This is a genomic window from Algoriphagus sp. TR-M9, from assembly GCF_027594545.1.
In the GTDB taxonomy this organism is placed as follows: domain Bacteria; phylum Bacteroidota; class Bacteroidia; order Cytophagales; family Cyclobacteriaceae; genus Algoriphagus; species Algoriphagus halophytocola.
The window spans coordinates 2,819,742-2,838,486 of record NZ_CP115160.1 but is presented as its reverse complement, the minus strand read 5'-3'; the positions used below and the strand labels follow the sequence as shown (position 1 = coordinate 2,838,486).

At 42.7% G+C, this 18,745-nt stretch carries 12 protein-coding genes; 8 read left to right on the top strand and 4 right to left on the bottom strand.

All coding sequences use genetic code 11. The annotated features are described in order from the left end of the window. The first annotated feature begins 87 nt into the window (after positions 1-87). Positions 88-1,116, top strand: coding sequence for a thiamine-phosphate kinase (gene thiL / locus PBT90_RS11940; RefSeq protein WP_264810815.1), 1,029 nt, complete (start codon positions 88-90; stop codon positions 1,114-1,116). A 79-nt stretch (positions 1,117-1,195) separates the two neighbouring features. Here the strand turns inward: thiL and PBT90_RS11935 are convergent, their stop codons facing one another. Both PBT90_RS11935 and rlmD read right to left on the bottom strand, forming a co-directional pair. Beyond that, complete coding sequence (locus tag PBT90_RS11935) at positions 1,196-1,573, bottom strand: hypothetical protein (RefSeq protein ID WP_264810814.1); 378 nt, start codon at positions 1,571-1,573, stop codon at positions 1,196-1,198. Next, the gene (rlmD, locus tag PBT90_RS11930; protein WP_270129445.1) at positions 1,570-2,976 is read right to left on the bottom strand and encodes a 23S rRNA (uracil(1939)-C(5))-methyltransferase RlmD; all 1,407 of its coding nucleotides are present in this window, start codon (positions 2,974-2,976) and stop codon (positions 1,570-1,572) included. The genes PBT90_RS11935 and rlmD overlap by 4 nt, the downstream gene beginning before the upstream one ends. Positions 2,977-3,196: 220 nt before the next feature. Here rlmD and PBT90_RS11925 point away from each other — a divergent pair, with 220 nt between their 5' ends. From PBT90_RS11925 to PBT90_RS11910, 4 genes are all read left to right on the top strand, one after another. Further along, positions 3,197-4,018, top strand: coding sequence for an SDR family oxidoreductase (locus tag PBT90_RS11925; protein ID WP_264810812.1), 822 nt, complete (start codon positions 3,197-3,199; stop codon positions 4,016-4,018). After that, positions 4,019-7,897: an AAA domain-containing protein gene (locus PBT90_RS11920; RefSeq protein WP_270129442.1), complete on the top strand. Its 3,879-nt coding sequence runs from the start codon at positions 4,019-4,021 to the stop codon at positions 7,895-7,897. A gap of 169 nt (positions 7,898-8,066) precedes the next feature. Next, positions 8,067-8,402: a helix-turn-helix domain-containing protein gene (locus tag PBT90_RS11915; protein WP_264810810.1), complete on the top strand. Its 336-nt coding sequence runs from the start codon at positions 8,067-8,069 to the stop codon at positions 8,400-8,402. Continuing rightward, positions 8,396-9,697 (top strand): type II toxin-antitoxin system HipA family toxin, encoded by a 1,302-nt coding sequence (locus tag PBT90_RS11910; protein WP_270129440.1) that lies wholly within the window; start codon positions 8,396-8,398, stop codon positions 9,695-9,697. Before PBT90_RS11915 ends, PBT90_RS11910 begins: the two co-directional genes overlap by 7 nt. A 7-nt stretch (positions 9,698-9,704) precedes the next feature. On the opposite strand, the gene PBT90_RS11905 is transcribed toward PBT90_RS11910, so the two are convergent. Further along, a complete protein-coding gene (locus PBT90_RS11905; RefSeq protein ID WP_264810808.1) occupies positions 9,705-10,826 on the bottom strand; it encodes an AAA family ATPase in 1,122 nt (373 codons plus the stop codon). Between the two features lie 131 nt (positions 10,827-10,957). Then, positions 10,958-11,728, bottom strand: coding sequence for a YdcF family protein (locus tag PBT90_RS11900; RefSeq protein WP_270129438.1), 771 nt, complete (start codon positions 11,726-11,728; stop codon positions 10,958-10,960). Positions 11,729-11,914: 186 nt separating this feature from the next. Between PBT90_RS11900 and PBT90_RS11895 the strand changes: the two genes are divergently transcribed. The 3 genes from PBT90_RS11895 to PBT90_RS11885 all read left to right on the top strand — a co-directional run bounded on the left by PBT90_RS11895 (position 11,915) and on the right by PBT90_RS11885 (position 18,688). Next, on the top strand, positions 11,915-14,860 hold the full coding sequence (locus tag PBT90_RS11895; RefSeq protein ID WP_264810806.1) for an FAD-binding and (Fe-S)-binding domain-containing protein: 2,946 nt from the start codon (positions 11,915-11,917) through the stop codon (positions 14,858-14,860). A 294-nt stretch (positions 14,861-15,154) separates the two neighbouring features. Beyond that, the gene (locus tag PBT90_RS11890; RefSeq protein WP_264810805.1) at positions 15,155-17,398 is read left to right on the top strand and encodes an outer membrane protein assembly factor BamB family protein; all 2,244 of its coding nucleotides are present in this window, start codon (positions 15,155-15,157) and stop codon (positions 17,396-17,398) included. A gap of 69 nt (positions 17,399-17,467) precedes the next feature. Further along, positions 17,468-18,688 (top strand): cupin domain-containing protein, encoded by a 1,221-nt coding sequence (locus PBT90_RS11885; RefSeq protein WP_264810804.1) that lies wholly within the window; start codon positions 17,468-17,470, stop codon positions 18,686-18,688. The last annotated feature ends 57 nt before the right edge of the window (positions 18,689-18,745 follow it).

Sequence of the window (18,745 nt, the reverse complement as noted above, 5' to 3'; positions counted from 1 at the left end):
TTGTAAATCAGAAACACTTACAAATAACATTTAGTATAACAATTAAAAAATAGCGCCTTTGCGTCTTGGCGGGAGGTTATCAATATTATGTCAGAAAAGAGAACAGAAATAAGTGATTTGGGGGAGTTTGGTCTGATAGACCACCTCAATGAAAAAGTTAAAATCAAGCAGAATAGTACGCTACAAGGAATAGGTGATGATGCAGCGGTGATTTTGTCCGGAGATCATGTCAAAGTAGTGACTACAGATCTTTTGGTAGAAGGGGTTCATTTTGACCTTTCTTATGCGCCTTTGCCACACCTGGGGTTTAAGGCGGTGGCTGTAAATGTATCGGATGTAGCAGCTATGAATGCTATTCCTAAGCAGATTACAGTCAGTATTGCGCTTTCTAACCGCTTTTCGGTGGAGGCGATAGATGCCTTGTATGAAGGGATTCATGCGGCTTGTGAGCATTATGGAGTGGACCTGATAGGAGGAGATACTACAGCTTCCAGAAGTGGATTAGTCATCTCAGTGACTGCTATAGGAGAAGCTAAACAGGAGCATATTTCCTACAGATCCGGAGCCAAAGAAAATGATATTCTGTGCGTTACAGGTGATCTTGGTGGTGCTTTAGTCGGTTTGCAGATTCTAGAGCGGGAAAAAGAGGTCTTTCTGGCAAATCCAGATATGAAGCCAGATCTAGAAAAGTACACCCTAGTGACGGGACGCCAACTAAAACCTGACGCTAGAGTGGATATCATTCATGAACTGCGGGAGCTGGACGTGATTCCCACCAGTATGATGGATGTTTCTGATGGATTGGCATCCGAGATATTCCATATCTGCAAATCGTCTGGAGTGGGAGCTACCATCTATGAAGATAAGCTGCCGATAGACAAGCAGACCTTCGATACTGCAGTAGAGCTGAATCTTGACCCGATCACCTGTGTTATGAATGGTGGTGAAGATTACGAGTTGCTTTTTACGATCAATCAAAAGGATTTTGCGAAGCTGGAAAAACATCCGGACGTCCATTTTATAGGGCATATCACCAAGTCTGAAGAAGGTAAATTCCTAGTGACCAAAAGTGGAACTGCTGTACAGATCAAGGCTCAGGGTTGGAAGCATTTTTAAGAAAAGCATAATTGACTGTCGCTAATAAAAAAGCTTTACCTGAGGTTCAGGTAAAGCTTTTTTTGGGTAAGTCGTTCAGTTATTCGTTTGGATAGGGGATGTAGACAAAACTCGTAAAAGCACCATCTATCACGAAAAGGCAGCAGAATTCATCTGGATCTTTGTATGCTTTTTGAAACTCAGGTAGGGCTTCTTCAGCGATTAATTTCCGCTGTACAAATTCATCTACATAGGTCATAAAGTAGTTCCAGTCCAGTCCTTTTTCTTCTTTTCCCACAAAGATTTTCCCAATAGGCTGCATGTCTTTTGAGATGGGGAAAATAGGATAATCAGAGAATTTCCGGGTTCGGATTTGGTAGGAAGCTTCTTTTAAAGCATCTGATATTTTTATGAAATCGGCGGTAATGGTACCCAGGTATTTCCCGCTCAACTCGGGGTCGTTGAAATCTGAAATCATGATTTTAGGGTTAAGAGTACTACATTTTCTACGTGGTAGGTCTGTGGAAACATATCCACTGGCTGTACTTTTTCTACCTTATACTTATCACTGAGAAGCGCTACATCTCTGGCCTGAGTGGCCGGATTACAGGAGACATATACGATCTTTGGCGCCGCCAGTCTTAGGAGCATTTCTACTACTTTTTCGTCCATACCGGCTCGTGGAGGGTCGGTGATGATCAGATCCGGAGCTGCGTGGTTAGCGATGAATTCCTCATTGAGCATTTCTTTCATATCACCAGCGTAGAAGAGCGTATTGTCAATTCCGTTGATTTGGGAATTGATTTTGGCATCTTCAATGGCAGCTGGGACGTACTCGATTCCTATGACTTGTTTGGCTTGTTTTGCCACGAAATTAGCAATCGTCCCCGTTCCGGTGTAGAGGTCATAGACCACTTCATTTCCTTGAAGTTCGGCAAAGTCCCGTGCTACTTTATAGAGTTCGTATGCTTGCTCGGAATTTGTCTGGTAGAAAGACTTTGGTCCAATACGGAATTTCAATCCTTCCATTTCTTCCTCGATAAAGTCTTTCCCGGCAAAAGTGACCAGTTCCAGGTCATGGAAAGTCTCATTTCCTTTGGTATTGATCACATACAGGAGCGAAGTGATTTCAGGGAATTTCTCATTTAAGAACTCCATCACTTTCTGGATTCCTTCCGGATCATTTTCGCCAAACTGAACGATTACCATGGATTGGTCAGTGCTCGTGGTGCGTATAATTAGATTTCGGAGAAGTCCAACTTGATTTCTGATGTCATAGAAGCTCAGTTTGTTCGCTAGCGCAAAAGTTCTGAGCTCATTTCTTACATCATTTGAGATATTACCTTGAAGGTAGCAATGATCCACATCGATGATTTTGTCAAACATCTTCGGGATGTGAAAACCAAGTGCGTTTCTGTCAAATTCCTCGCCGGAGCGAATCTGATCTAGGGTCAACCACTTTTTATTAGAAAATGTGAAATCAAGCTTATTTCTATAATATTTAGTTTTCTCAGAACCCAGAGTTGGCCAAACCTCAGGTAGCTCTACTTTGGCGATGCGCTGAAACTGATCCATCACCTGCTGACGCTTGTAGGTTTTTTGCAGGTCGTAATTAATATGTTGCCACTTGCAGCCGCCGCAAGTACCGAAGTGAGAACAGAAAGGCTCAATTCTCTCTTTGGAATACTCATGGAAATTTACCGGCTCGCCTTCCATAAAAGTGCTTTTTCCCTTGGTGATTCTGACATCCACCACATCTCCAGGAGCTACTCCCGTTACAAAAACCACTTTTTCTTCATGATGTCCCAAGCATTTTCCCTCCGAAGCGATACGCTCGATAAGGAGATTGGTAATCACTTTATTTTTCATTTTTCGCGACATGGGCGCAAAATTAGGGAATTTTGTGGGTAATGAGGAACCAAAAGCTAGAGTTGAAATTTTATATACTCAATGGCAAAGACATTAATCTGCTGGGAGAAAACTTTAAATTCAAAAAATGGGTTTACCATCATTAGGAATGCTGTTAAATCATAAGACCAGTTGATAGGAAATGAAGAGGGGATATTCATCAAAAATCCAAATTCCATATCTTTGAATTTCAATGAAACAAGAAACCCTAAAAGATAAGGTAGTAATCATCACCGGGGCTACATCGGGAATAGGTGAGGCTTGTGCAAAAGTTTTTGGTAAAACTGGGGCAATCGTGGTAATCACAGGTAGAAATCCTGAAAAATTAAAGTTTACTTCCGAGCAGCTGCTGAAGCAAGGTGTGAAAGTGACACCGATTCACGCAGATGCCAGCAGTGAAGCAGATACTAAAAGAATGGTGGAGCTGACCCTTGAAAAGCACGGCAGAATTGACATTCTAATCAATAATGCTGGAATTACGATGCGGGCTTTATTCCAAGATCTTGACTTGGAAGTTTTCAAGAAGGTGATGGATACTAATTTTTGGGGAACAGTATATGCAACCAAGCACGCTCTGCCAGAGATCCTCAAAACCAAAGGGACCATAATTGGTATTTCTTCCATCAATGGATTCCGCGGTACTCCGGCCCGGACAGCTTATACAGCGAGTAAGTTTGCAATAAATGGATTTTTCGATGCACTGCGGACTGAAGTGATGAACCAAGGTGTTCATGTACTGGTCGCTAGCCCAGGTTTTACAGCTTCAAACATCCGAAACTCAGCGCTGACCGCAAATGGCAGCACCCAGGGTCAATCACCCCGTGACGAGTCGAAAATGATGACCTCTGAGGAGGTCGCCAAAGAAATCCTCAATGCTACCTTGAAGCATAAGCGAGATTTGATTTTGACCACTCAGGGTAAAATGGCTGTCTTTGTGAATAAGTGGTTTCCAGGCCTGATGGATACTATTGTCTATAATCAGATGGCAAAGGAAAAAGACTCACCTTTCCATTAAATGCTTGAGTCAATCTTTCAGACTTACCGAAATCGCCTCGTCGATCTATCTTCCAAGAATAGGTCGCTTTATTTGCCAAAGGCGGAGGGTTTCGGAGTTGTAGATCTGAAAGAGTTAGATTTTTTGAATGGGGAAAATAGCTTTGAGCTCATCAAAAAAGCCATTGCTTCCAAAAAGCCAATTTCAATCTTAGCTGAATCAGATCCACGGATTGCGGGCGTAAATACGCTGTCCAAAGCATTTTCCAGGCTTTCATTTCGTGATCAATTGACCCAAGAAGAGACAGGAGAGCAATCACTGTTTCTCGGTTGGCCATTTGTGGAGGGAAAGCTGATCAATGGACAGGTTTTGCGTGCGCCTTTACTGCTTTTGGGAGTGAAATTGAGCCTTGAAAAGGGGCAGTGGTTTCTATCCAAAACAGATGAGTGGCAGTGGAACCCTACGTTTTTGTTGGCTTATAGTCATGCCTATGGAAAAACATTGGATGCGGGTCTTTTGAATCAAACGCTGCAAGAATTAACCCCGGATCCGATTGAATTCCGAACTGGCCTTTCTAAAACCCTCAACGATAATTTCTCGATTCAGCTAAGCTCTTCACTTTTCGAAGATCAATTAGCTCAGTTTCCAATTTCGCAACTGAGCGTTGATTCCACTTATTTTCAAGATGGTAAGTTAGCTCTGAGGAGTTATGCGCTCTTAGGGTTATTTGATCAGAAAGGCAGTTTTCTGTTTACTGATTACGAAAATCTCGAAAAAGAATTTGGTGAGCTGAGCCTGGAGGAGTTGTTTACACAGCATTTTGCAAGTGATGAAAGTCAACCTATTCCTAGAGAAGAGCAGCTTTTTCCGGTTTTCCCATTGGATGCTTCTCAGGAAAATGTATTGGTGAAAGTGCGGCAAGGAAGGAGTCTTGTCGTGGAAGGTCCTCCGGGAACCGGCAAGTCCCAATTGATTGCGAATCTGGTTTCGGATTTTTGTTCTAGAGGTAAAAAAGTCTTGGTGGTTTCACAAAAGCGTGCTGCTCTTGATGTGGTTTTTGAGCGATTGAGCAAAGCAGGTTTTGGTGATTTCTTGGGTTTGGTTCATGATTTCCGAGCGGATCAAAAAATCCTGTTTCAAAAGCTAAAAGCTCAAATAGAAGGCATAGAGACCTATCAGGAGCAAAATAGAGGAATTGATTCCATCCAATTAGAGCGAGAGATTTCGCAGTATTCTAAGACGATTTCCAGACTTTCGGAAAAGTTTGAGACGTTTAGAACTGCTCTTTTTGATACCGAAATGGCTGGTATTCCAATAAAAGCGATGTATTTGAATGCTGATCTCCAAAAGCCATTTTTCGAGCATTCGGAGTTAGTAAAGCTGAAGTATGAGCTTGCCCAGGATGTTGAGAAATGGTATAAAATCTACCATTCCTACCGGTCTCAGTTTATGGGTACATTTTGGGAAAGCCGTGTTTCTTTTGCCCATTTTGAGCCAGCAGTTTTCCCTAGAATTACTCAAAGTATAAAGGATGTAGCTGATTTCAGGTCAAATTCAACAACTGATAAACTGCCTGCTTTAGCCCAGTTGATTTTAGAGGAGGGGGATTTTTCGGATAGGTTGGAGGGCTTGAAATCGTCCTTGGATCATCTGGAAAGGTCGGATTTAGCTGTTTCTTCCCTTTTTGATTCAAAACTTTTTTCTAGCATTTCCAAGGTGCAGAAATGGCTGTTGGTGTCGCTTGAAAAGCTTCAGCATCTGCAATTGGGAATTGACGCGAATCCAGAAAATCTATCAAATCTGGAAGCAGAACTAGATTTGTTGAAATTAAAAGCTAGTTCTTGGCTAGGGAAAATTCAGGCAAATCTGAGTAAAAGTAAGTTTCCGCTGACTTTCGGAATCCTGAGTAAATCTAACTTGAAGTTTGATGCAGACTCGATTTCTAGAATTCAGAATGAAGTGGAGGTTTTACAAGTATTGAATGGGGAATTTGCGGGATTTACCCAGAAAGAGAGATTGGATATTTCAGAGCTTTCGGAGGAAGCTATTACTAGGCAACTCGATAGTCTTAATCCGGTTTTGGATTGGGTTTTCCGGTGGAAAAAGCTTGAAGATATTCATGCCCTCGCTGATTGGAATGTGAGTGATTTCAGACATCAGCTCAGCGATATTACTGAGCTTTCCAAATCATTTTCATCCCAAAAGAACAAGTGGAAAGCATATTTGAGTGATGCGCAGATTTTGGAAATTCTCAAAAATGGCTTGGTTGTAGATAAGCTCGATTTGCAGATTAGTCAGACATTTTCGGAATTGGTTGCCTTTGATCGGTTTTTAGATTCAATGAATCCAATTTCCATTTCCATTTTCAAAAAACTGGAAGTTGACTTTTCCAATTTGACTTTGGATGATCAGGTTTCGGCATATTGGAATTCATGGTATTTGGCCTGGATAGCTCATTTGGAAGCTCATAATCCGGTTTTGGCAGAATCCGGTAGTCTGAAAATGCGGCATGAAATGGATGAGTTGAAAACCGCAATTCTGGAAAAACGGAAGATTTCCAGGCATATGGCTTTGCTTAGGCTTCGAGAACAAGTGGTGAGCGACTTGGAGTTTAATCGTCTTGGCAATCGCGTGACGTATCGTGATTTGCTTCATCAGGTGAGTAAAAAGCGTCAGCGCTGGCCGATTAGGAAATTGGTGGAGGAAATGGGGGAGGAAGTTTTTCGTTTGTTGCCTTGCTGGCTGGCTAGTCCAGAGACGGTTTCAGCTTTGTTTCCGCTGGGTCAGGATTTTGATTTGGTGATTTTTGATGAAGCGTCGCAATGCCAGGTGGAGCGGGGATTGCCTGCGATGCTGCGTGGGAAACAGGTGGTGGTTGCAGGAGATTCCAAGCAGTTGAGACCTTCGGATTTCTATCAGGTGAAATGGGAGTCTGACGAGGAAGGCTTGGAATATGAAGCGGAGTCGCTGTTGGAATTGGCTGGGAATTTCTTTGAAAAACATCAGTTGAAAGGTCATTATCGCTCAGCAAATCCGGCTCTGATCCATTTTTCAAATGCTCATTTTTACGACAATCAATTGGAAACGCTACCGGATTATGCGACTTCATTAGCTGGAAAACCTGCTTTCACTTGGCAGAAAGTGGAAGGGATCTGGTCCAATCAGGTGAATAAAATGGAGGCCGATGAAGTCTTGTTGAAAGTTGGTTCTATTTTGAATTCCAGTCCATCAGACAGTATAGGAATCGTGACGGGGAATTATTTCCAGATGGAGTTGATCCGTGAAAAACTTTGGAAAGCTGGTTTTCAGGATGCAGCTATCAAAGTGCGTAATATCGAAAATGTGCAGGGTGATGAGTTTGATCAGGTGATATTATCCCTTGGCTATGCGCCAAATCCCGAAGGGAAGTTGATTACTAATTTTGGGCTTTTGGGTAAGTCTGGGGCAGAAAATAGACTGAATGTGGCGATCAGCAGAGCGCGAAAGTTTATGCATGTGATTTCAAGCATTGAACCAGCAGATTTCCGTCCTAGTCAACTTAAGAACCCAGGCTTAGTTTTGCTGAGAGAATTCTTGGCTTTTGTCAAAGATCAAAGTAATGACCCTTCTATTTCCGTTCCTGTTGGCAAAGTTGAAGGCTATGTGATTGATTGGAGTTTAAAGAATAAACTGCTGAAGTCTGAGGCTTCTTATTCAGGAGAAATTCCATCGGTTGTGATGGATTTGATTTTCAAAGAGTCTAGCGAGATTCAAGAGGCGATTTTGACGGATGATCAGCGATTTTTTAATGCTGCTACAGCCAAGGCTGCTATAGCTTATCATCCTATTTTGCTAGAGCAAAAAGGCTGGAACTGGGTTTGGAAATGGAGTAGGGAGGAGTTTTTGAAGGTGAATAAGTAAAAGATGATGGATCTTTAGGATTAATTATTTTTTTGTATGGTAAGTCATTCATTATAATCCTTAAATTACCATAATGAATGATTAATCATTCATATTTAAGATACATTGAAATGTATGAAAAATCATTCATTAACTTGTAAAACCGATATTAATGTATGATATTTAATGCATGGATTATAGTACATTAAGTGATTTGCAGATTATACGTCAGATTGGTGATTTTGTCAAGGCGGAGCGTGTACAGCAGCAAAAGTCCCAAGAGCAGCTTTCCAAAGAAGCGGGGATCAGCAGGTCCACGCTGAGTCTTTTGGAAAGAGGAGAAAAAGTCAATCTGATCACTTTGATCCAGGTGCTACGCGTGTTGGATCGCCTGCAGTGGTTGGAGGCTTTTGAGGTGAAGAAGACGATTAGTCCCATGGAATACATCAAGCTTCAAAAGAAATATGATCGTCAGCGGGTGCGTAATTCAGACATGGCTGCTGATAATCCACCTTTAGAATGGTAGTGGCTGCTGAAATATGGATCTGGGATCAGTTGGCGGGTGCTGTGCTTTGGGATGAAGCTCAGCAGCTGGGGAGCTTTGAATTCAATCAGGATTTTCTCAGTTCTGGCTTGGACATTTCTCCCGTCAAAATGCCTTTAGTTTCAGGTAATCGAGTTTACAATTTTCCTGAATTGAGAAGATCAAGAGGTGATGCTTTTGATACATTCAAGGGGTTGCCGGGATTGCTGGCGGATATGCTCCCCGATAAATATGGTAATCAGCTCATCAATGCCTGGCTCACCCAAAATGGCAGGGCAACGGATAGTTTGAATCCCGTAGAACAGCTTTGCTTTATCGGAAAACGGGGGGTGGGAGCTCTGGAAATCAGGCCTTCATTTCGCGATGAAGCGATCAAAGCAAGCTCGCTGGAAATAGATAGCTTGGTGAATATCGCCGGAAAAATCCTCAATTCAAGAGCGGATTTTCAGTCCAGTCTCAGTGCAGATGAGCAATCTGCTTTATCAGATATCCTAAAAATAGGTACCTCGGCAGGTGGAGCTAGAGCAAAAGCTGTCATCGCTTATAATCCATCGACAGGTGCAGTAAAAAGCGGGCAAGTAAAAGCCCCGAAAGGATTCTCGTATTGGATTATCAAGTTTGATGGTGTTCACGATTCCCAATTTGGTGCCACTGTAGGCTATGGAAGAGTGGAAATGGCCTATTACCTCATGGCTTTAGAGGCAGGAGTGGAAATGAGCGAATGTAGATTGTTGGAAGAAAATGGGCGTGCTCACTTTATGACCAAGCGATTTGACAGCACCGATGATGGACAGAAAATCCATATGCAGAGTCTTTGTGGTTTACGGCATTTTGATTTCAATCAGGTCGGTTATTACAGTTACGAACAGGTGTTTGAGACCATGCGGATGTTGCGACTATCTTATCCTGAAGCAGAGCAGATGTTTATTAGAATGGTGTTTAATGTACTGGCCAGAAACTGTGATGATCACACGAAGAATTTTGCCTTTTTGATGGAGCGTGATGGTAAGTGGAGGCTATCTCCGGCTTATGATATATGCTATGCTTATAGACCCGGAAGTATATGGGTGAGCGCACAGTCACTGCTGGTGAATGGGAAAAGAGAAGAGATTGTAGATTCTGACTTTTTGGAGGTGGCGAGAAAAATGAATATCAAAAAACCTGAGGAAAAGATCGAACAGGTAAAATCAGCAGTACGTCGCTGGAAGGAATTTGCTGAGGAAGTGAAAGTTGATCCAGATTTAAGGGACAGCATTGCAGCTACGCTTTTGGCTTAAAAGAAGGTTATAGTCTTGCCATCCATCTTGCCAGTTGCACTTCATGAACTAGGTAGTTTCCCTCGTCTTTTACCACCAGTTCCAGTCTTTCCAGGGCTTTTAAAGCCGTGCTTACTGTACTTGCTGCGCCCAGGTTATGCTTTTGGATAAAGTCTTTGCTTAGCGGGTTTTGTAGCGGTTCCTCTTTTGCGATCGCCCGAAAAACATTCCATTGAGCGCGTGTGAGCATCTTTTGGAAATTGGCAAAAACGGCCTGTTGCTGGGTCAGAACCTGATCAAAAACCACATCCACATCTGAAAGACTTACTTTTTTGTAGTTAGCAAAAAGATGATTGCAGGCTAATTGCACGGTATAGGTCTGCCCACGGCTCCATGTATAAATCTTCTCGATTGAATCAGCTTCGATAGTTTTTTTTGAGGCTTGAAAGTGCTCAGTTATAAATTTTGTATACGCTTTCAAAGCGATGGGCTGAAGGGATTCCAACTGCGAACTTTGGTAGAATGGGCGCTTCTTCTCTGTAAACATCGCTTCCATCAGCGTGCGATGACTGCCGCTGAATATAAACCTGACTTCAGGAATCTGCTGTACCCAGGTGCGGAAAATAGCTTCGGCATTTGCCCCTTCGTAATCAGCGATCTGCTGGAACTCATCGATGGCGATGACTAATCTCTTTTTGCGGGAAAGCAGAAAATCTCCTAGTGCTTTTAGTGATTGGCCTGGCTGCTCGGATCTATTGATGCCAATGCTTATTTCCGGCAATCCTGATAAAGCATTGAAACTTATCGTAGCTCCTATAGATGCCAAGAGCTTTTGTATGCTTGCGCTTATTCCAGCAGTGGTCCTGCCATATTTTTCATAGATAGCTGAGGCGATGGATTGTATGGCTTCAGCTATATTTTGAGTTGCAAGCAGATCGATATAGATGGTTTCGCAACCTTTGGAAGTTTCTAATTCCTCAAATAAACGATGGATTAGGGCTGATTTCCCAAGTCTTCTCCATGCATAAAGCACTACATTTCTGTCATTTTCTATATGAGAAATGAGCGTTTTCAGATCATTTTCCCGATCACAGAAATAGTCTTTTCCTTGATAAGTATTGATTACGAAGGGATTGAATGGTTCTTTCATGACTATTTGCTTTTATTTTACGTACTTTGCGTTACGTAAATAACGTAACACAAAGTACGTAATATTATTCAATAGTCTCAAGGGTTTTGCTCCCTTTAAAAACTTTTGGAAAGAGTGAGTGATTGTATGAATCAACTATATCCGACCAACTTATACACTATAATCCCGATCCACTCTTTAAAAAGTTTGTGCCAGTTTTCTATAGATGTCGGGTTGGGATAGAGCAAGGAAGGCAGGTCATAGGTGGTGTCGTGACTGTAGTAGTCTGTGGGGAAAGTTTGTGTTTTCAAGCCGACTTTGTCGAAGCAGCCTTTCGCTCGATACATGTGAAAAGCTGAGGTGATTAATAGAAATTCTTGATTAGTATCGATTCCCTTTTTAGCAAAAAATTCCTTAGTAAATGCTGCGTTTTGCGCAGTGTTTTTCGATTGATCTTCGATCATGATGTCCTCTGCGGGGAGACCGGCCATCAAAAGAAAACGCTGTAATAGCTCAGCTTCTGATTGTGGATTGACAGGATTTAAGCCTTGTCCACCGGTGATGAGGATTTTTTTGATTTTGCCCATGCGATAAAGCTGCAAGGCATGTGTGATCCGATCAGCACCTTTATTGAAGAAAGTGCGGTCATATGCGGTTTTGCTCAGGTTTGTCACGCCTGTAAGGACAATGCCGATTTCATGGTTTTTGATTTCGGAAAATTCCTTGAAATCGGGTTCCCAAGCTAGCATGGCTTGATTGGCAATAAACTGATTGGAGAAAAACCACAATAGAATTATTCCTGCCCAGAGACTTTTTTTCCCCCACTTCTTTTTCACATAAATCGCTCCTATAACAATTAGCAAACTGATAATGGTCAGAGGCATTGCCAGAAAACTCAGGAACTGGGAGAGGTAGAAAAACATGTGGGTGATTTGGTATTTGCTGTAAAGAAAAGAGGGAAATGATCAATAATCAATTTTCAATGAGCAAATTCAATTTACCCGTGGGAAAAGCTTTGATAATTGAATCTTGCACATTGAGCCTTGTCCATTTCCAAATTCTTTTTCCCAACTTTTCCTTAAATCCATCTCATCGGGTTATTTTTGAACATGAGTTCAGACCTACCTAACCTATTGCCTTTGCTTCAGGAGCTTTCCGCCCAACTGGAGGGAACCTTGCAAGTTGATTCTTTGACAAAGACCCTTTATGCCACAGATGCTTCCGTTTACAGGGAGATGCCTTTGGCAGTAGCTTTCCCAAAAACAGAGTCCGATATCCAGAAGCTAATACTTTTTGCTTCCGAAAACGGTACTTCTCTGATCCCAAGAACTGCCGGAACTTCCCTTTCCGGCCAGTGCGTGGGCAACGGAATTGTGGTGGATGTGTCCAAGCATTTCACCCAAATTCTGGAATTGAATGTAGAAGAGCGTTGGGTGCGGGTGCAGCCAGGTGTGGTTCGTAATGAGCTCAACAGCTATTTGAAACCGCACGGGCTCTTCTTCAGTCCGATTACCTCTACGGCGAATCGTGCCATGATTGGCGGGATGGTCGGGAATAATTCTTCTGGAACCACATCGATTGTTTACGGAGTGACACGAGATAAAGTCATTTCATTGGATACGATTTTGAGTGATGGGAATCCGGTGAAGTTCGAGGCACTTACCAAAGATGAGTTTGAGGAGAAGACAAAACTGCAATCATTGGAAGGGGATATTTATAGAAAAGTACTGGAGGAATTAAGTGATGAACAGGCCAGACAAGAGATTCACGCGCAATTTCCCAAAAAGTCAATCCATAGAAGAAATACCGGTTATGCTGTCGATGAATTACTGAAATCTGAGCTTTTCGAAGGAAAGGAAAAATTCAATTTCTGCAATTTGCTTTGTGGTTCTGAGGGGACTTTGGCTTTCACTACTGAAATCAAAATCAGTTTGGATCCATTACCAGATCCTGTAGAAATAGTGGTTGCAGCGCATTTTAGAACCATTCATGAGAGCATGGTAGCTGCACAAACTGCGATGAAGCATCCTGCTACTGCGGTGGAGTTGATGGATAAGATTATTTTGGATTGTACCAAAGAAAGTATTGAGTACAGCAAAAACCGCTATTTCGTAGAAGGAGATCCGGAGGGGATTTTGATGGTGGAGTTCAGAGGTCAAACGTTAGAGGAAGCTATGGCCAAAGGCAAAGCTTTGGTGGATGATTTGAAAGAAACTGGACTTGGCTATGCATATCCTATCATTGAACCTGCGATGGTTTCTACTGCTTGGGCGCTTCGCTCAGCGGGGTTGGGGCTGCTGGCAAATATCCCTGGTGATGCAAAAGCAGTCGCCTGTATTGAAGATACGGCAGTGGATATAGAAGATCTAGCAGACTATATGGATGAGGTGGGGGAAATGATGAATGGGTTTCATCAGAAACCCGTTTATTATGCCCATGCAGGTGCTGGAGAGATACATTTGAGACCGATTCTGGATTTGAAAAAGTCCAAGGATGTGGAGGAGTTTTATCAGATTTCAAAAGCTTCTGCTGAGTTGGTGAAGAAATACCAAGGCTCACTTTCTGGTGAACATGGAGATGGAAGAGTACGGGCTGCTTTTATTCCTCTGATGGTTGGGGAAAAGAACTATGAGCTTTTCCGAAGGATCAAATTCTCATGGGATCCTCAGAATATTTTCAATCCGGGGAAAATCGTGGATGCTGCGCCGATGAACAAGTTTCTGCGTTATGAGCCGGATATGGAGACTCCAGTTCACGATACTTTGATGGATTTTTCTAATGTAGGAGGGATTCTTCGCTTGGCAGAAAAGTGTAACGGATCAGGCGACTGTCGCAAACTTCCAGGCTCTGGTGGTACCATGTGTCCAAGCTACATGGCTACTAGAAATGAAAAGGATACTACTCGAGGTCGAGCCAATACATTACGTGAATTTCTAACTATGGACCAAAAGGAAAACGCCTTCAACCATCCCGAGATTAAGGAGGCGATGGATTTGTGTCTTTCCTGCAAAGGCTGTACAGCCGAATGTCCTTCCAATGTGGACATGTCCAGTATGAAAGCCGAATTCCTGTATCAATATCAAAAAACGAACGGCATTCCGCTTCGCTCACGAGCTTTTGCTTACATCAATGAACTGAATGAATTTGGCTCGAAAACTGGTGGTTTGGCAAATTTCATGTTGAGCAATAGTCTGACTGGCGGGTTGATGAAGTCAATTTTGGGCGTAGCCCCAAAGCGAAATCTGCCTGAAATCAGTAAAGTCAGTCTGCGAAAATGGTATAAGAAGAATTATGAGTCCCTTCCAACAGCAGCAAAGCAGCTCAAATCTGTTTACTTCTTCGTGGATGAGTTCACCAACCACAATGATACTGCGATTGGTATTAAAGCAATTTCACTACTCAAAAAGTTGGGGTACGATGTGAAAGTAGTGGATCATGAGGAAAGCGGTAGATCTGCACTTTCTAAGGGTTTGCTTCCGAAAGCCAAAAAACATGCAGAGGCAAATGTGAAGGTTTTTGATAAGCTGATTGATGGAAATACCCCTCTAATCGGTTTGGAGCCATCGGCTATTTTGAGTTTTCGGGATGAATATCCTCGCATTGTTAAAAAAGAATTGGTGGAAGCTGCCAAGAAGTTGAAGTTTCATGTGAAGTTGATCGATGAGTTTTTGGCTCAGGAAATCGCTGCCGGGAATATTTCTTCGGACTTGTTTACCACGAAAACACAGAAAATCAAGCTCCATGGGCATTGCCATCAAAAGGCGCTTTCTTCCATCACTTGGACTCAGAAATTATTGTCTTTGCCTGCCAATTACTCTGTAGAAACTATCCCGAGCGGATGCTGTGGGATGGCCGGAAGCTTTGGCTATGAAGCGGAGCATTACGAGGTTTCCCAGCAAGTGGGAGAGTTACTGTTATTTCCAACAGTTAGAAATGCTGATGAAGAAACCATTATCGCTGCTCCTGGGACATCATGCCGTCATCAGATTGCTGACGGAACAGGAAGGAAAGCCAAGCATCCAGTAGAGATTTTGTGGGAGGCGATGGATTCGTAAGGAGGGAGACCATAACACAGGGATCTGCTTGGTCTAGCTTTCTGAGAATTAACTCCAAGCTATAAACTGAAACTGTAAAATGGGTTCAGCCACATTCTTTATCGATGCTTCTGCAGCAAATCAAGGTTTTTCTTTGTTCAGGGTCAAGGGCAAGCCTGAATTGGTTTAGAATTATTGGCCTGTTTTTCCAATTCCAACTTAAATTCTAGCAGTCATATAATTAATCTTGGAATTGGTTGTGGCGAAGTATATATTGAAAAGTTAGCTTTATGCAAAATTTATTCATTATATAAGATGAAATCCCAAAAGACCCTAAGCCTATTAACCAGTATCAGTCTCGCGCTACTTCTCGGGACTAACTTTAGTTGTTCTCCTGACGAGGAAAGTGAACACAACACTTGGTCACACTATGGAGGAAGTCCAGACCAATCCAAATATTTTGAGGCTGAGCAGATCACTAAAGAAAATGTGAAACAGTTAGAAATAGCCTGGAATTATCCAACAGAGGACAACAGCTTCTCGAGCTTTAGTCCGATCATAGTGGACACCATCATGTATGTGTATGGTAAAAACAACTCCTTGATTGCCTTGAATGCAGAAACAGGTAGGGAAATTTGGATACATACGGACTTAAGAGGGTTATCCAGAAGGGGGATAAACTACTGGGAAAGTCCAGACAAAAGCGATAAAAGACTTGTATTTACCTTGAATAATTCCCTTCAGGAAATCGATGCGCTCACAGGGCAAAGCATCACTGATTTTGGAACTGGCGGATATGTAGATTTACGTGTAGGATTGGATCGCGACCCGACCAGTATTCGTCGGATGCAATCCATGATGCCGGGAGTGATTTTTGGAGATTTGGTAATTGTAGGTTCTGCCCCTGGGGAATCATTTTTTTCTCCACCAGGCTACGTGCGGGCATATAATGTGCTTACAGGGAAGTTGGAATGGACATTTCATACTATACCGCAACCTGGAGAATTTGGCTATGACACTTGGCCAAAAGATGCTTATAAGTACGTAGGAGCCGTCAATGTTTGGAGTGAAATGACGGTGGATGAAGAACGGGGTATAGTATTTTTACCTGTTGGCTCACCAACCTACGATTTCTATGGTGCAGACCGTGAGGGAGCTGGGCTTTTTGGAAATTCTCTGGTAGCATTAGATGCCAAAACAGGCAAGCGAATATGGCATTACCAAACTGTACACCATGATCTTTGGGACTACGATCTAGCCTCAGCTCCACAATTATTGACTATAAATAAGGATGGAAAAGAGATCGATGTAGTGGCGGTAGCTACCAAGCATGGTTTTGTTTTTGTGTTTGACCGAGACACTGGAGAGCCTGTCTTTCCAATTGAAGAAAGGCCTTTTCCTAAAAGCGAAATGCCAGGTGAAAAATCCTGGGCGACTCAGCCTATTCCCGCAGTGATTCCAGATTTTACTCGACATGAGGTAACCAAGGAAACTTTAAACCCTTATTTCTCTGACGAAGTAAAGGAACAATGGTATCAGCGATTGGATACTGCCAAATCAGGACTATATATTCCTCCTTCCGATAAATACGAAACCATCACTATGCCCGGCGCATTGGGAGGCGCCAGCTATGGGAATACGGGTACTAACCCAGAAAAAGGCATCATGTACATCATGGCTCAGGATTATGCTTCGATTTACAAGCTTTCGAAAGTAGTTCCTGTAGAGCCTGTACTTTCGGATGATGAAAAGAATAAAATAAGTACGCTCTACGAGGGGTCTTGTCAGACTTGCCATGGGGAAGGTATGAAAGGAAGTGGAGCGGGACCATCCCTGATCAATGTAGGTTCCAGGTATTCCTATGATGAATTTAAAACTTTGCTGTCCGAAGGAAGAGGCAGAATGCCTGCTTTTGTTCATATTGAGGAAGCTACTATTTTGGCGATGCACCGCTACCTGGGCGGGTCCCCAAGCCGATTTAGAGGGATGATGAATGCTTCAGAAGCTCCTGAGATCACTGGTCCGGTGGTTGCCTCGGGAGGTGCAAAAATCCCTGAGGATACCACGCGTGCAGCTCCTCTAGAGGATTATCCAGCCGATGTAGTCCATCCAGAGGATAGATACACTACCTCCTACGGTACGGAATGGCAGGCTTTAACAGCTCCTCCTTGGGCATCCATTTTTGCTTATGATCTTAATAATGGAACTGTGAAGTGGCGTCAGCCAATCGGCTTGGATTCTGCTTTTTCCAAAGGAGATAAAACCACAGGTGCTCCAAGTGGAACAATTCGAAAAGGAATGGTTATCACATCTACGGACATCGTTTTTGCTACTGGCAAAGGAGGTATTGTCTATGCATTTGATGCAGACAACGGAAAAATCCTTTGGGAAACTACGCTTGATAACGAATCGACTGGGCAGCCGGGAATGTATGTCGTAAATGGGAAGCAGTATTTAGTTATTAATGCTTCCAATCGATTTGATCCTTCGAGTTACGACTTCTCCAAAAGGCCAGGGGCTTTGCCAAAAGGATATGTGGTTTATTCTCTACCAGATTAAAGCATAACAATTATAGAAAGACGAATAGAATCGTTTCAAATCTATTAAAACTCTTAAACCTAAAATGACATGAAAAGTATTTTAACCTTAGCCATTTCTCTTGCCACGATGGCATCTTGGGCTCAGAAACCTGATGCTGGAGATCGAGTAATTCATAATGACCCCGCAAAATACCGGGAGCTATCTGCAGTACACCAAGGTGCTGGAAAAATGGGCTTTACCCAATTAGTTGGGCGAAATGATCTTTCCACCAACTTTCTTTATCTCCACTCTGGAGAGATACAGGCGAAATCTGGGATAGGTCACCATTTTCACCATTCTATTGAGGAAATGTACATTTTGCTTGAGGGCGAAGCTGAATTCACCGTGAATGGTCGTACTTCTACCCTGAAAGGTCCAGTTGCTGTGCCCTGCAAACTAGGTGATGCCCATGCTATTTATAATTCCGGTGATGAACCTTTGAAATGGTTGAATTATGCTGTTTCGGAAAGAAAAGCTCAGGGAGATGCCTTTGACCTAGGTGATACTCGTGAAGGAGCTGATATTGATGAAATACCTGTTTTTGTTTCCTACCAATTTGATCAAGCTAAACTTCGGGATGAGAATCATCCCTACGTTGGGAATGGAGCATTGGCGCGAAGAGCTTTTGGTCCAGAGGTCTTTAAAACCAATTGGAACAATGTGGATCATCTGGTAATTCCCGTGGGGAAATCAGTTGGTCCTCGGAGATTGGAAGGTGTGGAGGAAGTTTATTATGTCATGAAAGGCAAGGGGAATCTTTCGATTGAAGGGGTGACAAAACCTGTGGTAGCTGATGACGCATTTACAGGCTTATTAGGAGAAACGATCACATTGACTAATACAGGTTCGGATGATCTTGAATTATTGGTAATCGGTGTTGCAGTCTCTGCTGATAAAAACTCTATTTCCCAGAATGCCCTTTCTGAGCCAAAAGCTATGGCTTTACAGATGGACTTTGTGGTGTTGCCGGAAAATGCTGAGGCCTTCGAAAAAATGTATCATTCGATTTACGTTCCGGCGATGACCGTTCAAGACGGATATTTAAGCTCTAAACTCTTGAGGCTTTTTCCAGAAGAGCAAGCAAAAGGCATAGAAGCTGAGCCAACCGCATTCAATTATCAAATCCAAATATCTTTTGATACCGAGGAAAATCGAATGAAATGGGTGGCCAGTCCACAGCATCAAATAGCATGGCCTGCAGCATCGTCTTTAGCAGAGGAATTCAAATGGCGGGGTTATGATGTGATGGGTGAAGATGATCAGCGATAAGGATAACGAAGCTTAGTAGAATAGAATTAAAAAACCCTCCATATATTCATTTCGGAG

Coding starts and splice junctions, on each gene's coding strand:
- PBT90_RS11925 (WP_264810812.1), top strand. CDS start 3,197: ATGAAACAAGAAACCCTAAAAGATAAGGTAGTAATCATCACCGGGGCT.
- PBT90_RS11890 (WP_264810805.1), top strand. CDS start 15,155: ATGAAATCCCAAAAGACCCTAAGCCTATTAACCAGTATCAGTCTCGCG.
- PBT90_RS11915 (WP_264810810.1), top strand. CDS start 8,067: ATGGATTATAGTACATTAAGTGATTTGCAGATTATACGTCAGATTGGT.
- rlmD (WP_270129445.1), bottom strand. CDS start 2,976: ATGTCGCGAAAAATGAAAAATAAAGTGATTACCAATCTCCTTATCGAG.
- thiL (WP_264810815.1), top strand. CDS start 88: ATGTCAGAAAAGAGAACAGAAATAAGTGATTTGGGGGAGTTTGGTCTG.
- PBT90_RS11910 (WP_270129440.1), top strand. CDS start 8,396: ATGGTAGTGGCTGCTGAAATATGGATCTGGGATCAGTTGGCGGGTGCT.
- PBT90_RS11905 (WP_264810808.1), bottom strand. CDS start 10,826: ATGAAAGAACCATTCAATCCCTTCGTAATCAATACTTATCAAGGAAAA.
- PBT90_RS11935 (WP_264810814.1), bottom strand. CDS start 1,573: ATGATTTCAGATTTCAACGACCCCGAGTTGAGCGGGAAATACCTGGGT.
- PBT90_RS11885 (WP_264810804.1), top strand. CDS start 17,468: ATGAAAAGTATTTTAACCTTAGCCATTTCTCTTGCCACGATGGCATCT.
- PBT90_RS11920 (WP_270129442.1), top strand. CDS start 4,019: ATGCTTGAGTCAATCTTTCAGACTTACCGAAATCGCCTCGTCGATCTA.
- PBT90_RS11900 (WP_270129438.1), bottom strand. CDS start 11,728: ATGTTTTTCTACCTCTCCCAGTTCCTGAGTTTTCTGGCAATGCCTCTG.
- PBT90_RS11895 (WP_264810806.1), top strand. CDS start 11,915: ATGAGTTCAGACCTACCTAACCTATTGCCTTTGCTTCAGGAGCTTTCC.